The organism is Lysobacter sp. yr284 (assembly GCF_900107375.1).
Taxonomy (GTDB): domain Bacteria; phylum Pseudomonadota; class Gammaproteobacteria; order Xanthomonadales; family Xanthomonadaceae; genus Lysobacter.
The window spans coordinates 483,560-496,745 of sequence record NZ_FNPT01000001.1 but is presented as its reverse complement, the minus strand read 5'-3'; the positions used below and the strand labels follow the sequence as shown (position 1 = coordinate 496,745).

General features: G+C 70.5%; 12 protein-coding genes and 1 tRNA gene. 6 read left to right on the top strand and 7 right to left on the bottom strand.

The features are described 5' to 3' along the window. Window positions 1–6: 6 nt before the first annotated feature. Window positions 7–1,518 carry a S8 family serine peptidase gene (locus tag BLV01_RS01975; RefSeq protein ID WP_091793565.1) on the bottom strand — a complete coding sequence of 504 codons (1,512 nt, stop codon included), beginning with the start codon at window positions 1,516–1,518 and terminating at the stop codon, window positions 7–9. Between the two features lie 497 nt (window positions 1,519–2,015). On the opposite strand from BLV01_RS01975, the gene BLV01_RS01970 reads away from it, so the two are divergent. The 4 genes from BLV01_RS01970 (at window position 2,016) to BLV01_RS01955 (ending at window position 6,809) form a co-directional block, all read left to right on the top strand. Further along, window positions 2,016–3,083 carry a diguanylate cyclase gene (locus BLV01_RS01970; RefSeq protein WP_091793563.1) on the top strand — a complete coding sequence of 356 codons (1,068 nt, stop codon included), beginning with the start codon at window positions 2,016–2,018 and terminating at the stop codon, window positions 3,081–3,083. Beyond that, on the top strand, window positions 3,080–3,439 hold the full coding sequence (locus tag BLV01_RS01965) for a hypothetical protein (RefSeq protein WP_091793561.1): 360 nt from the start codon (window positions 3,080–3,082) through the stop codon (window positions 3,437–3,439). The genes BLV01_RS01970 and BLV01_RS01965 overlap by 4 nt, the downstream gene beginning before the upstream one ends. Window positions 3,440–3,555: 116 nt before the next feature. Continuing rightward, a complete protein-coding gene (locus BLV01_RS01960; protein WP_091793559.1) occupies window positions 3,556–4,845 on the top strand; it encodes a nucleotide sugar dehydrogenase in 1,290 nt (429 codons plus the stop codon). Window positions 4,846–5,183: 338 nt separating this feature from the next. After that, window positions 5,184–6,809: an FMN-binding glutamate synthase family protein gene (locus tag BLV01_RS01955; protein WP_091793557.1), complete on the top strand. Its 1,626-nt coding sequence runs from the start codon at window positions 5,184–5,186 to the stop codon at window positions 6,807–6,809. 208 nt (window positions 6,810–7,017) lie between these two features. Here BLV01_RS01955 and arsC read toward each other — a convergent pair whose 3' ends face one another. The 3 genes from arsC to BLV01_RS01940 all read right to left on the bottom strand — a co-directional run bounded on the left by arsC (window position 7,018) and on the right by BLV01_RS01940 (window position 8,978). Continuing rightward, window positions 7,018–7,383 (bottom strand): arsenate reductase (glutaredoxin), encoded by a 366-nt coding sequence (gene arsC / locus BLV01_RS01950; protein ID WP_091793555.1) that lies wholly within the window; start codon window positions 7,381–7,383, stop codon window positions 7,018–7,020. 150 nt (window positions 7,384–7,533) lie between these two features. Next, window positions 7,534–7,608: transfer RNA gene (locus BLV01_RS01945), tRNA-Val, on the bottom strand. 515 nt (window positions 7,609–8,123) lie between these two features. Further along, window positions 8,124–8,978, bottom strand: coding sequence for a tetratricopeptide repeat protein (locus BLV01_RS01940; protein WP_091793554.1), 855 nt, complete (start codon window positions 8,976–8,978; stop codon window positions 8,124–8,126). 188 nt (window positions 8,979–9,166) lie between these two features. On the opposite strand from BLV01_RS01940, the gene BLV01_RS01935 reads away from it, so the two are divergent. Then, window positions 9,167–9,598: a hypothetical protein gene (locus tag BLV01_RS01935; protein ID WP_254782478.1), complete on the top strand. Its 432-nt coding sequence runs from the start codon at window positions 9,167–9,169 to the stop codon at window positions 9,596–9,598. A gap of 81 nt (window positions 9,599–9,679) precedes the next feature. On the opposite strand, the gene BLV01_RS01930 is transcribed toward BLV01_RS01935, so the two are convergent. From BLV01_RS01930 to BLV01_RS01920, 3 genes are all read right to left on the bottom strand, one after another. After that, the gene (locus BLV01_RS01930) at window positions 9,680–9,877 is read right to left on the bottom strand and encodes a hypothetical protein (RefSeq protein WP_091793552.1); all 198 of its coding nucleotides are present in this window, start codon (window positions 9,875–9,877) and stop codon (window positions 9,680–9,682) included. A 233-nt stretch (window positions 9,878–10,110) separates the two neighbouring features. Then, the gene (locus BLV01_RS01925; protein WP_091793550.1) at window positions 10,111–10,737 is read right to left on the bottom strand and encodes a TetR/AcrR family transcriptional regulator; all 627 of its coding nucleotides are present in this window, start codon (window positions 10,735–10,737) and stop codon (window positions 10,111–10,113) included. A gap of 37 nt (window positions 10,738–10,774) precedes the next feature. Next, window positions 10,775–11,032: an acyl-CoA-binding protein gene (locus BLV01_RS01920; protein WP_091793548.1), complete on the bottom strand. Its 258-nt coding sequence runs from the start codon at window positions 11,030–11,032 to the stop codon at window positions 10,775–10,777. 155 nt (window positions 11,033–11,187) lie between these two features. On the opposite strand from BLV01_RS01920, the gene BLV01_RS01915 reads away from it, so the two are divergent. Next, window positions 11,188–13,176, top strand: a complete 1,989-nt coding sequence (locus tag BLV01_RS01915) for an SDR family oxidoreductase (RefSeq protein WP_091793546.1) — start codon at window positions 11,188–11,190, stop codon at window positions 13,174–13,176. The last annotated feature ends 10 nt before the right edge of the window (window positions 13,177–13,186 follow it).

Here is a 13,186-nt window from a genome sequence, read left to right as displayed (position 1 = left end):
CGGCCGTTACGGGCCCTGCGCCGCGGTCACCGCCGCGTTGGCGTCGATCAAGCCCGGCCCGCAACCGCCGGGGCACTTGGCCACGGCGATCGGGCGCGCGGTGTTGCTCAGGATCGCCTGCACCTGGGCGGTGTTCAGCGCCGGCTTGACCGACTTGATCAGCGCCACCACGCCGGCCACGTGCGGCGCCGCCATCGACGTGCCCTGGTAGAAGTCGTAGCCGTTGGCATCGACGGTGGAGAGCACGCCGCGGGTCGGATGGTTCTGCGTGCACTTGCCGCTGACCGATTCGCCCAGCGCCAGGAACTCGGCGGCCGGCGAGCAGGTCTCGCCGCCCGGCGCGGCGATGTCGATGCCGGTGCCGTAGTTCGAGTACCAGGCGCGGTTGCCGTTGATGTCGCTGGCGGCGACCGTGATCGTGTTCGGGCAGCTGGCCGGAGTGAAACCCGACACGTCGTTGTTGCTGTTGCCCGCGGCGACCACCACGATCGCGCCGTTGGCGGTGGCGGCGTTGATCGCATCGCGATAGGCCAGGGTCTGGCTGCAGGCCTGGGCGCCGCCGAGCGAGAGGTTGATCACGTCGGCCGGATTGGGATTGGCCGGAATGCCGGCGACCGTGCCGCCGGAAGCCCAGACGATGCCGTCGGCGATGTCGGAGGTGGCGCCCACGCCGCTGTTGCCGAGCACGCGCACCGGCAGGATCTTGGCGTTGCGCGCGACTCCGGCCACGCCGGCGCCGTTGTTGGTGACCGCCGCGACCGTGCCGGAGACGTGGGTGCCGTGCTTGATGTTGGACGAGTCGGTGGCGTTGTTGTCGCGGCCGTTGCCGTCGTTGCCGCCGCCGCAGTTCGACGGCAGCCCGGCGAACAGGCAGGCCAGGCCCAGGCCGTTGACCGAGGTCACGAAGTCGTAGCCCGGCAGCAGGTTGGCGTTGAGGTCGGTGTGCGAGAGATAGCCGCTGTCGACCACCGCGACCACCACGCCGGCGCCGTCGGCCTTGTCCCAGGCGCTGGGGCCGTTGATGCCGACCGCGCTGTCGGCGTAATGCCACTGCTCGTTGAAGCGGGTGTCGTTGGGGGTGAGCAGGGCGCTCATCAGCAGGTCGGGCTCGACGTACTCGACCTCGGGATTGGCGGCGATGCGCTTCATCAGCGCCGTCGCCTCGGCGCGGTCGAGGCCGCGGTCGCTGCGGATCACGTCGGCGCCCATCGCCATCCGGCGCAGGTGCGACAAACCCGGGCGCGGCTGGCCCTTGGCCGCCGGCAGGGCGGCTGCGGCGCGGCCCAGCGCGGCGTCGAAGCCGGCGGCGCTGGCGCGGGCGCTGCTGCCGGCGCGGTACTTGACGATGAACTGGTCGTAGCTGCCGCCGGCCTGCAGCCCGGCGAGGTTGACCGTGGCGGCTGCGGCGGGCGCGGCGCAGACCGCGGCCAGCAGCGCGGCGGTGGCCACGGCGAGCGGGCGCAGGCCGGGGCGGGGCGAAGAGGCGGGGAGGAGGCGTTGCAGGGTCGGGTACGACATCGGCGAAGTCCTCACGTTGGCTGGGCCGCGGGCGGCGGCGGGGAGGGGCCGGGCGCGGTGGGCGTCCGGCCGGGGCGGTCGGCCCGGCGTCGGGCCGGCAAGACCGGCCGCGCACGCCGGTCGGCGGCCGCGGCGCAGCGCGCTGCGCAGGCGGCGGATCGGCGCGGCCGCAGGGCGCGGCCCGATCCCACTGTAGGCGCCCGGTCGTGCCGGGACTCGCAAAAACCGCCTGAAAACAAGCGCAATCAGTGATCGCGCGCACCGTTGGACGCTGCGGCCACGTTTCGGTTGCGCGCAGCCGTGCGCGGCGCGCGCGGCGGCGCCCCCGGCCGCGCGCGGCAGGCCGGATCGCCGCGCAAGCATTCGCGCCGGATGCGTTTGCGCGGCGCATATTGCGCCGTGCCGGGGCAAGGCTCAGGGTAGGCGGCATCGCCGCGCGATGCGCGGCACCCACGCCGCCCCGCGCGGCGCCGCTGCCGGGCCACCATGGAGCGCGCGTGACGGCAACCGACCCCAGCGCCTACGAATCGGGCCGCGCCAGCGAACACTTGCGCTTCGTCGGCCGCATCTACCGCATGCGCAGCCTCGGCCTGGGGGTCGGCTTCTTCGCCGTCGCCGGCGTGCTCTACGAACACGGCGCGGCGTGGTGGGCGTGGGCGGCGCTGTTCGGCAACGGCTTCCTGTGGCCGTCGGCGGCGTACCTGATCGCCTCGCGCAGCCGCGATCCCGAATACGCCGAGTACCGCAACCTGCTGATCGACTCGGCGGTCGGCGGCGTGTGGATCGCGGCGATGCAGTTCAACGTGGTGCCCAGCGCGCTGCTGGCGGTGATGCTCTCGGCCGACAAGATCGGCGTCGGCGGCTGGCGCTTCCTGCTGCGCACCGCCGCGGTCCAGGCCCTGGCCTGCGCGGTGGCCTGGGCCGCGCTCGGCTTCGGCTTCGCACCGGACAGCTCGATGATGGTGATCCTGGCCTGCCTGCCTTTCATGTTCGTCTACCCGATGGCGATCAGCAGCGCCGCCTATGGCCTGGCGCGCAAGGTGGTGCGGCAGAACCGCCAGCTCGCCCACCTCAGCCGCACCGACCCGCTCACCGGGCTGCAGAACCGCCTGCACTGGGACGACTCGGCCAGCGCGACCATGACCCACTGCGCGCGCAGCGGCAAGCGCGCCGCGCTGGTGTTGATCGACGTGGACCGGTTCAAGGAGATCAACGACTACCACGGCCACCAGGTCGGCGACGCGGTGCTGCGCCGGATCGCCGACGTGCTGCACCGCACCGCGCGCATGACCGACACCGCCAGCCGCATCGGCGGCGACGAGTTCGCCCTGATCGTGATGGACATCGACGGCGCCGGCGCCTGCGCGATCGCCGAGCGCCTGCGCTGCGCGGTCGCCGACGCGCGCTTCGACGAGGCGCCGGAACTGCGCTGCACGGTCAGCATCGGCGTGGCCGCCACCGGCGCCCGCACCGTGACCGCGGCGATGTGGATGCGCCATGCCGACGCGGCGTTGTACCGTGCCAAGCAGTCGGGCCGCAACGCGGTGGAGGTGGCGCCGGAATGAGCGAGGCGAAGCGCGCAGGGCCGCCACCGGGCGAGCCGTACGACAGCGAGGCCGCGACCTGGACCGACTGGGCGCCGGCCGGCGGATGGGCCGGATACGCCGACCAAGCCGCGTTGTGGAGCGCGCTCTGCGAGGACCTGTCGGAAGCCGGCGGGCAGTGGCATTGCATGAACTTCAGCCAGCACCTGACCGTGTGGGAGTGCTGCGCCGACGGCAGCGCGATCCTGATCGGCTATTGCGGCGACCGCCTCGCCGAGTTGCAGACCAGCGGCAGCGGCGGCGCGCTGCGGCATCTGCTCGCAATCGCCGCATCGTTCGGCCTGACCCCGCGAACGCCCACCGCCGACACCGGCTAGGCGCGGCCGCCGGCGACCGCGGCGCCGGTATTTGCCAGCGCGCGAGCCCGCTCTCTAGAATCCCCGCACTGCCGGATCGGGCCGCACCGGCGCAGCGGTTATCACCAAGGCAGGGTATGGCAGACAACGACAACAGCGTCGCGCAAGCGCGCATCGGCGTGATCGGCCTGGGCTACGTCGGCCTGCCGCTGGCGCTGGAGTTCGGCAAGCGCTACGACACCGTCGGTTACGACATCGACCCGGTGCGCGTGGCCCAGCTCAGCACCGGCGAGGACCGCCACCACGAGCACGGCGCCGACGAGATCCGCGCAGCCTTGCGCCTGCGCTTCAGCGCCGCGCTGGAGGACCTGGGCGACCGCGACGTGTTCGTGGTGACCGTGCCCACGCCGGTGGACGAGCACAAGCGGCCCGACTTCACCCCGCTGATCCTGGCCAGCCGCGCGCTCGGCGGCGTGCTCAAGGCCGGCGGCACGGTGATCTACGAATCCACGGTCTACCCCGGCGCGACCGAGGAGATCTGCATCCCCGAGCTGGAACGCGTGTCCGGGCTGCGCTGCAATCTGGATTTCTTCGTCGGCTACAGCCCCGAGCGGATCAATCCGGGCGACCGCCAGCGCCGCCTGGTCGATATTCCCAAGGTCACCTCCGGTTCCAGTCCCGCCGCCGCCGAGCGCGTCGACGCGCTCTACCGCAGCATCATTCCCGCCGGCACCCACCGCGCCTCCAGCCTGCGCGTGGCCGAGGCCTCGAAGGTCATCGAGAACACCCAGCGCGACGCCAACATCGCCCTGGTCAACGAGTTCGCGCTGATCTTCCAGCGCCTGGGCATCGACACCACCGAAGTGCTGGAAGCGGCCGGGACCAAGTGGAACTTCCTGCCGTTCCGCCCCGGCCTGGTCGGCGGCCACTGCATCGGCGTGGACCCGTACTACCTGATCCAAAAGGCGCAGAGCGCGGGCTACTACCCCGACATCCTGCTGGCCTGCCGGCGCATCAACGACGCGATGGGCGGCTTCGTCGCGGCGGAGGTGATCAAGCGCATGATCCAGCGCGGCGTCGCCATCGCCGGCTCGCGCATCCTGATCCTCGGCCTGACCTTCAAGGAAAACTGCGCCGACCTGCGCAACACCCGGGTGATCGACCTGGCGCGCGAGTTCGGCGAATACCGCGCGCGGGTCGAGATCTGCGACCCTTGGGCCAACGCCGAGGAAGCGCGGCGCGAATACGGCCTGGACATGGTCGAGGCGCCCGAGCCCGGCACTTACGACGCGGTGGTGATCGCGGTCGCGCACGAACAGTTCCGCGCCCTCGGCGCCGCCGGCGCGCGCGCCTACGGCAAGCCCGGCGCCTTGCTGTACGACATCAAGAGCCTGTACCCGCGCGAAGACGTCGACGCGCGGCTGTAGTGGTTGGGCCTTTGTAGCGGCAGGGCCTTCGGGCCCGATGTTTTCCGATCCGGTCGCGGCGCGGTGTCGGAAAGCAAAGCATCGGGGCGGAAGCCCCTCCCACAAACGCCGCCGGCTTTAGCCTTCGCTGTGCCGCGATGCGCTGTTGTGGGAGGGCCCTCAGGCCCGACGCCGTTCGACCCGGTCGGCGCGCAGCGGCGGAACGGAAAGCCTCCGGGCCGAAGCCCTCCCACAACACCGCCCCCGGCCTCGCGGCGCAGCGATCCGCCCGCGCCCGTACAGACCTTGCACGCGGCCGCGGGTATGCTCGACCCCAGCCCGTGAACCTTCCGATCGCCATGATGCGTTATGCCGCCTACGTCGCCAGCCTGGTCCTGACCCTGGTCTGCGCGATCCTGGTCGTCCTGCACCACCCGTACTGGCTCTGGGGCCTGGCCGCGTTCGGCGCGATCGCCGCGCTGGGCACGGCCGACCTGCTGCAGACCCGCAGCACCCTGCGCCGCAACTATCCGGTGCTGGCCCACTTCCGCTACGGCCTGGAGTCGATCGGCCCGGAAATGCGCCAGTACTTCATCGAGGCCGACACCGCCGAGGTCCCGTTCTCGCGGCAACAGCGCGCGCTGGTCTACCAGCGCTCCAAGTCGGTCAACGACGTGCGTCCGTTCGGCAGCCAAGTCGATGTGTACGGTCTCGACTACGAATGGATCAACCATTCGCTGGCGCCGACCGCGCACGTCGCCCACGATTTCCGCGTGACCATCGGCGAGAACACCGCCCACCCGTACGCGGCCAGCGTGTTCAACATCTCGGCGATGAGCTTCGGTTCGCTGTCGGCCAACGCCATCCGCGCGCTCAACAAGGGCGCCAAGCTCGGCGGCTTCTACCACGACACCGGCGAAGGCTCGATCTCGCCCTACCACCGCGAAAACGGCGGCGACCTGGTCTGGGAAATCGGCTCGGGCTATTTCGGTTGCCGCGACGAGCGCGGGTTCTTCAGCGAAGAGCGTTTCGTCGCCAACGCCGGCGACGCGCAGGTGAAGATGATCGAGATCAAGCTCTCGCAAGGCGCCAAGCCCGGCCACGGCGGGGTGTTGCCGGCGGCCAAGGTCAGCGCGGAAATCTCCGCCACGCGCGGCGTGCCGATGGGCCAGGACTGCGTCTCGCCGGCCGCCCACACCGCCTTCGATTCGCCGATCGGGCTGCTCCAGTTCGTCGCGCGGCTGCGCGAACTGTCCGGCGGCAAGCCGGTCGGTTTCAAGCTCGCCATCGGCCACCCGTGGGAGTGGTTCGGCATCGCCAAGGCCATGCACGAAAGCGGGCTGCTGCCGGATTTCATCGTCGTCGACGGCGCCGAAGGCGGCACCGGCGCGGCGCCGGCGGAGTTCATCGACCACGTCGGCGTGCCGATGCACGAGGCGCTGATGCTGGTGCACAACACCCTGGTCGGCCTGGACCTGCGCGACAAGATCCGGATCGGCGCGGCCGGCCGCATCACCAGCGCCTTCGACATCGCCCGCACCCTGGCGATGGGCGCGGACTGGTGCAACGCCGCGCGCGGCTACATGTTCGCGCTGGGCTGCATCCAGGCGCAGAGCTGCCACACCGACCGCTGCCCGACCGGCATCGCGACTCAGGATCCGAACCGCTGGAACAAGCTCGACGTGCCGGACAAGTCCGCGCGCGTGTTCCACTTCCACGAGAACACGCTCAAGGCGTTGCGCGACCTGCTGTGCGCGGCCGGGTTGCGGCATACCTCGCAGATCGGGCCCGAGCACATCCTGCGCCGGGTGACGCCGACCGAAGTGCGTTCGCTCGGCGCGCTGTACAACTTCCTCGCTCCGGGCGACCTGCTCGGCAAGATTCCGGCGCACGCGGTGTTCCAGTCGTTCTGGGCGGGCGCGCGCAGCGATTCCTTCGCCGCGCCGGAACGGGTGCTGGCGATGCGGGCGAGCAAGTCGTTCTGAGCGTTGCGGCGCGCGGCGGGTCGCGGCGGTCGCACAAGCAAGATCGATCCGCACAAGCAAGATCGAAATGGGTTGCGGCTTTCGCCGCAATGACGGGCGGGGAGTTGCGCAGCCTTCCGGATCCCGTCATTGCGGCGAAAGCCGCAATCCATTTCGACTTTCGCTTTTTGCAGCTTCGGCGGTGCAGCAACGCGCCACGCCCGTGGCCTTACAGCAACTCCAGCACCCGCTCCGGCGGGCGCCCGATTACCGCGCGTCCGCCATGCACGAACACCGGCCGCTCGATCAGCCGCGGATGCGCCGCCATCGCCGCGATCAGCGCGTCGTCGCCGAGCGAGGCGTCGTCCAGGCCGAGTTGCTTGTATTCGTCCTCGCCGCTGCGCAGCAGTTCGCGCGCACCGACGCCGAGCAGGCCCAGCAGTTCGCGCAGTTCCGTCGCGTCGGGCGGCGTTTCCAGGTAGGCGACCACGACCGGCTCGATGCCGCGTTCGCGCAGCAACTCCAGCGCGCCGCGCGACTTGGAGCAGCGTGGGTTGTGGTAGAGGCGGGTAGGGGCGCGATGGGCGTCGGACATGGGCGGGCTCCTGGAACGGGACGGCGCGGGCCGGATCGGCGCGGACGCAGCGTATCGCCAACGCGGCGGCGCCGGATGCGTACGCGGCCACGCCGCGGCGCGCGCCGCACAACGAAAAAAGCCGGCTTGCGCCGGCTCGTTTCTTGCAACTGGTGGGCGGTGCAGGGTTCGAACCTGCGACCCTCGCCGTGTGAAGGCGATGCTCTACCGCTGAGCTAACCGCCCGATGTAATCGGGTCGCAAATTGTAATCGCGCGATCCGGAACTGACAAGCCTTTGCGGCCATCAATTTTCCGGGCCTCCGGCCGCCGGTTTTCGCGCGAAAACACCAGTGGCGCAGGGATTCGCGGCACTGCGGGCCGGCCCTTGCGAGCGGGCCGGCCCTGCCGGATCGCGCCCTCCGGTGCGAACCGCGTGCCCGACGCGCCCCCGGCGGGGCGGCGATGGGCGCGTTCGACCGTGGAGGCGGCGAAGCGGGCGCGCATCGTCGCCAAACCCGCGCACCGGCTCCAGCCTGCCCGGGGGCGCCTGCTGCGGCAGGTTCGGCGTCGTCCGCGACGGGGTGGGGCGAGCGAATTCGCGGCGCTCGAACCGGCACCGACCGGGACGGATCCAGCGGCCGGCGCGTGCACGCCGGCTCGAATGCGCTCGCCAAAACGTTCCCGCGCAAGCACGGCCGCGCAAACGCGCCCGCTCAAGCGCGCCCGCGCAAACGCCCCGCGCGAAGCCCGCGGCCGCGCTTACTCCAGCTGCGCCTTGGCGTAGGCCGCGTCCAGCGCTTCCATCGCGTCGGCCGGCTTGAGCTTGGCCGCCTTCTCGTACGCCGCCGCGGCCGCGTCTTCCTGCTTGTCGCCGTGCAGCAGCATCAGCACGTTGCCGTGCTCGATGTGGGCGATCGGCGAATCCGGGGTCAGCTTGAGCGCGGTCTTGATGTGTTTTTCCGATTCGCCGGCCTTGGCGCCGTAGGTGAGGCCGCCGATCATGCCGCCGATCTTGTTGATGATCTCGGCGTGGTACAGCGCCATCGCGGTATGCGCTTCGGCGTGCTTGGGCTCGCGTTCCAGGGTCGCGTCCAGCGCCGCGCGCACCTTGCCGGCGATGCCGTCCTTGAGCGCCTTGGCGATGCTCAGGCCCTGGCTGTAGCGGCCCAGGGCGAAGGCGTAGCGGTAGTGGCTGTTGGCCTCCTCCGGCAGCGCCGCGACCGCGTCCTCGCCCAGCTTGGCCGCCTGCTGGTAGCGCTTGAGCTGCTCGGCCTCGTCCTCGACCAGATAGGTCGCGTGGATGCCCAGCGCTTTCACCGCGACCGATGCGCCGACCGGGCCGAGTTTCTCGCCGGCGTCGAAGGCGGCCTTGAAGTCGCCGCGGTGGAACGCGCGCCAGGCCTCTTGCAGCGCCTGCGCCAGGGCGTCGGCGTCCACGCCCTTGGGCGCGGCCTTGCCGGCGGCCTTGATCAGCGCGGCCGCGCGCTTGGCGTCGGGGAAGGGCTCGGCATCGCCGGCGTGCAGCTTGGGCCAGGCTTTCTTGAGGGCGTCGCCGGCGTAGGCGAAGGCCTTGGCATCGTGCGGAAACGCGGCCCAGGCGGTCTTGGCGGCCATGTACTGTCCTTGTCGAGCGGAAGGGAATCGAAGCGGCAGCATCCCGCCGCGGCGCGGCGCTGGCAAGAGGGACGGGCCGGCCGCGCGCGCTGTGCGCAGGCTGAAGCGGCTAGTGCCATTGCTCGATGGGCGCTGGCGATAGTGCGCGGGCGAAACCGTCCATTCCGGGCGGTCGACGGAGCGGAATCATGGCAGTGGGCAAACGCAACAAGCCGGCGGCGGCGAAGCCGGCCACCACCCCGACCACGACGCTGCGGCACCTGTGGCTGGCGGGTCTGGGCCTGGCGGCGATCGCGCGCCGCGAGGCGCTGACCGGCGCCGGCCGCGCGGCCGGGCAGGTCGAAGCGCTGCAGCGGCGCGTGCGCGAAGCCGCCTCGGACGCGCGCGGCAACGTCGTCGACGGGATCGAGAACGTGCGCGGCCAGGTCGAGCCGAAGGTGGTGCAGTTCAGCGCCGAGGTCGAGGCGCGGCTGGCGCCGGTGCTCGACAAGCTCGGCCTGAAGGGCCAGCGCGCGCCGCGCGCGCAGCGCAAGGGCCGCAAGCCGGCGGCGAAAGCCAAGGCGCCGGCCGCGCGCCGGGCCCCGCGCAAGCCGGCCGCGCGCCGCGCGCGCAAGGCCTGAGGCCCGCGCAACAACGAAACAGGGCGCCGCGCGGCGCCCTGTTTCGTTTCCGCTCCGCCCGCGTTGCCGCGGGCCGCGGCGTCAGCCGCCGAAGCCGCACATCTGTTCGCACTTGCGCAGCCGGGCCTCGCAAATCGTTGCCGGCAGGCCCTGGTCGTTGCAGTAGCGGTAGACCTGCATGCAGTAATCGGGCTTGCAGGCGGCGTCGACGATCGACGCGTAGCCCAGGCTAATGGCCAGTACGGCCAGCAGCGGCAGTTTGTTGACGATGGCGTTCATGCGCTTCCCTCCTGGTGGCGCGGTGATGGCGCGGCCCGCGCCGGACGCGCGGACCGCGGCCCGGCCGCGGTGCGGCCGGTTCGCGCAGGCTAGGACAGAACCGGCGCCGGGCGCGGCGCCGCGCCGCCGATCTGTGACGCAGGCGGGGCGACCGTGACTTCAGGCCGGCCGCGCGGCGGGGCAGGCGCCCGCATTCAGCGCGGTGCGGCGGCCGCCACGCGGCGGCGGTCGCCTCAGTCGAGGTAGGCGCGGATCAGCGTGTTCAGGTGCATGCGCTCGGCGTCGCGCAGGAACGGCGACAGCAGCATCATGACCTGGACGATGCCGTCGCGGATCGCCGCGTGCTCGTCCTTGTCGCCGCGCGCGGCGGCGTAGTTGAGCCAGAACGTCGCGATCACCAGCACGTTGGTCGCGGTGGCGGCGAGTTCGTCGCCGGAGGCGCGCATGACCCCGGCCTGCGACAGCCCGCGCATGACCAGGTGGGCCTGCTCGTCGGCGCGCTTGAGGATGCGGGCGAAGCGCAGGCGCAGGCGGCGGTTGCGGCTGAGGATCTCGACCAGGTCGCGGTACAGGAAGCGGTAGTCCCAGATGCACTCGAACACCAGGTGCAGCTGCAGCCAGATGTCCTCCAGCCCCGGCAGGCGGCCCTGCGGCGCGGCCAGGGCGGCATCCATGCGCTCCTCGAACCGAGCGAACAGCTGCTCGATGATGTCGTCCTTGTTGCGGAAGTGGTAGTACAGATTGCCGGGGCTGATCTCCAGCTCGTCGGCGATGTGGTTGGTGGTGACGTTGGGCTCGCCTTGCGCGTTGAACATGATCAACGCGGCATCGAGGATGCGCTGTCGGGTCTGCTTCGCCATCGTGCGGCCGGGCGGGGGACGGGGCCGGGACGCGGCGTCAGCCGCGCAGTTTCTTGACGAGGTCCACGTACTTCTTCTTGGCCTCGGTCTGGTCGGTGCCCTTGATCTTCTCCCAGGCCTCGTACTTGGCCGTGCCGACGAAGTCGAAGAAGCCGGGCTTGGGGCCGTTGACGTCGCCTTCCGAGCCCTGCTTGTACAGCGCGTACAGGCGCAGCAGCGTGTCGTTGTCGGGGCGGTCGGGCAGGGACTGGACGTCCTTGGCGGCTTGTTCGAATGCGGCTTGGATGTCGGACACGGCGGGCCTCTCCTGGGCGCCTAGCTGAGGCGGCATCACACCATGCGTACCCGGGTGGGTCAATACGGAAAGGAATTGTTACCGCGCCCGCGCTCTGGCACCGTAGCGTCATGCCGCCGCAACGGCGGCCGATCGGGGCCATCCAGGAGAGGGGTATGAGCTATTTCGTCACCGGCGCGACGGGTTTCATCGGTCGCTTCCTCGTCAGCAACCTGCTGAAACGCAAGGGCACGATCCACGTGCTGGTGCGCAAGGATTCGCAGAAGAAGTTCGAGGCCACGGCCAAGAAGATGGGCTGGGACCTCAAGCGGGTGATCCCCGTGGCGGGCGACATGACCCAGCCCAAGTGCGGGCTGAGCGCCGCGCAGATCCGCGCATTGAGCGGGAAGATCAAGCATTTCTTCCATCTCGGCGCGATCTACGACCTGACCGCCAGCGCCCAGGCGCAGCGCGCGGCCAACATCGACGGCACCCAGCACGCGCTGGACCTGGCCGCGGCGATCAATGCCGGCTGCTTCCACCACACCAGCTCCATCGCCGCGGCGGGCATGTACCCGGGCGTGTTCCGCGAGGACATGTTCGACGAGGCCGAGGGCCTGGACGATCCCTACCTGCGCACCAAGCACGATTCCGAAGGCCTGGTCCGCGCCGAGAAGCGGATCAAGTGGCGGATCTACCGCCCGGGCATGGTCGTCGGCCATTCGCAGACCGGCGAGATGGACAAGATCGACGGCCCGTACTACTTCTTCACCTTCCTCAAGAAGCTGCGCGAGATGCTGCCGCCGTGGATGCCGATGCTGGGCCTGGAAGGCGGCCGCATCAACATCATCCCGGTCGACTACGTGGTCGATGCGATGGACCACATCGCGCACAAGCCCAAGCTCGACGGGCATTGCTTCCACCTGACCGACCCGGAGCCGCAGCGCGTCGGCGAGGTGCTCAACACCTTCGCCCGCGCCGGCCACACGCCGGAGATGACCATGCGCATCGACGCGCGCATGTTTGCGTTCGTGCCGGCCGGCATCCGCGGCGCGGTCAGCAACCTGCCGCCGGTCAAGCGCTTCATCGGCATGCTGCTGCGCGACTTCAAGATCCCCAAGGAGGTGATGAAGTTCATCACCTATCCGACCCGCTTCGACAACCGCGAGACCGAACGCGCGCTGCGCGGCAGCGGGATCAAGGTGCCGCACCTGGACAGCTACGCCTGGCGCCTGTGGGATTACTGGGAGCGCCACCTCGATCCGGACCTGTTCGTCGACCGCACCCTCAAGGGCAAGGTCCGCAACAAGGTCGTGGTGATCACCGGCGGCTCCTCGGGCATCGGCCTTGCGACCGCGGAGAAGGTGGCGGCGGCGGGCGCGGTCACGATCATCGTCGCGCGCGGCGAGGAAGAACTGTTCAAGGCGCGCGACGCGATGAAGGCCGGCGGCGGCAAGGTGTTCGCCTACACCGCCGACCTGGCCGACATGGCCGACTGCGACCGGCTGGTGAAGACCATCCTGGCCGAGCACGGCCACGTCGACATCCTGGTCAACAACGCCGGCCGCTCGATCCGCCGCTCGATCGAGCTCAGCTACGACCGCTTCCACGATTTCGAGCGGACCATGCAGCTGAACTACTTCGGCAGCCTGCGCCTGATCATGGGCTTCATGCCGAAGATGACCGAGCGCCGCAAGGGCCACATCATCAACATCTCCTCGATCGGCGTGCTGGCCAATTCGCCGCGGTTCTCGGCCTACGTGGCGTCGAAGGCCGCGCTGGACGCGTTCAGCCGCTGCGCCCAGGGCGAGCTGTCGGGCAAGGGCATCAGCTTCACCACCATCAACATGCCGTTGGTGAAGACGCCGATGATCGCGCCGACCAAGATGTACGACAGCATCCCGACGCTGAGCCCGGACGAGGCCGCCGACCTGGTGGTCAAGGGCATCATCGAGCGGCCCAGCCGCATCGCCACGCGCCTGGGCATCTTCGCCTCGGTGGTCAACGCGCTCGCGCCGAAGGCCTACGAGGTGGTGATGAGCACCGCGTTCGAACTGTTCCCCGACTCGGCCGCGGCCAAGGGCGACCGCAAGGGGCTCAAGGACGAGCACGCCAGCAACGAACAGATCGCGTTCGCGGCGCTGATGCGCGGCGTGCACTGGTAAATCCGGTCGC

Bases quoted from the DNA above. Each gene is read 5' to 3' on its own strand.
- BLV01_RS01975 (WP_091793565.1), bottom strand. From the start codon at position 1,518: ATGTCGTACCCGACCCTGCAACGCCTCCTCCCCGCCTCTTCGCCCCGC.
- BLV01_RS01965 (WP_091793561.1), top strand. From the start codon at position 3,080: ATGAGCGAGGCGAAGCGCGCAGGGCCGCCACCGGGCGAGCCGTACGAC.
- BLV01_RS01960 (WP_091793559.1), top strand. From the start codon at position 3,556: ATGGCAGACAACGACAACAGCGTCGCGCAAGCGCGCATCGGCGTGATC.
- BLV01_RS01955 (WP_091793557.1), top strand. From the start codon at position 5,184: ATGATGCGTTATGCCGCCTACGTCGCCAGCCTGGTCCTGACCCTGGTC.
- arsC (WP_091793555.1), bottom strand. From the start codon at position 7,383: ATGTCCGACGCCCATCGCGCCCCTACCCGCCTCTACCACAACCCACGC.
- BLV01_RS01940 (WP_091793554.1), bottom strand. From the start codon at position 8,978: ATGGCCGCCAAGACCGCCTGGGCCGCGTTTCCGCACGATGCCAAGGCC.
- BLV01_RS01935 (WP_254782478.1), top strand. From the start codon at position 9,167: ATGGCAGTGGGCAAACGCAACAAGCCGGCGGCGGCGAAGCCGGCCACC.
- BLV01_RS01930 (WP_091793552.1), bottom strand. From the start codon at position 9,877: ATGAACGCCATCGTCAACAAACTGCCGCTGCTGGCCGTACTGGCCATT.
- BLV01_RS01925 (WP_091793550.1), bottom strand. From the start codon at position 10,737: ATGGCGAAGCAGACCCGACAGCGCATCCTCGATGCCGCGTTGATCATG.
- BLV01_RS01915 (WP_091793546.1), top strand. From the start codon at position 11,188: ATGAGCTATTTCGTCACCGGCGCGACGGGTTTCATCGGTCGCTTCCTC.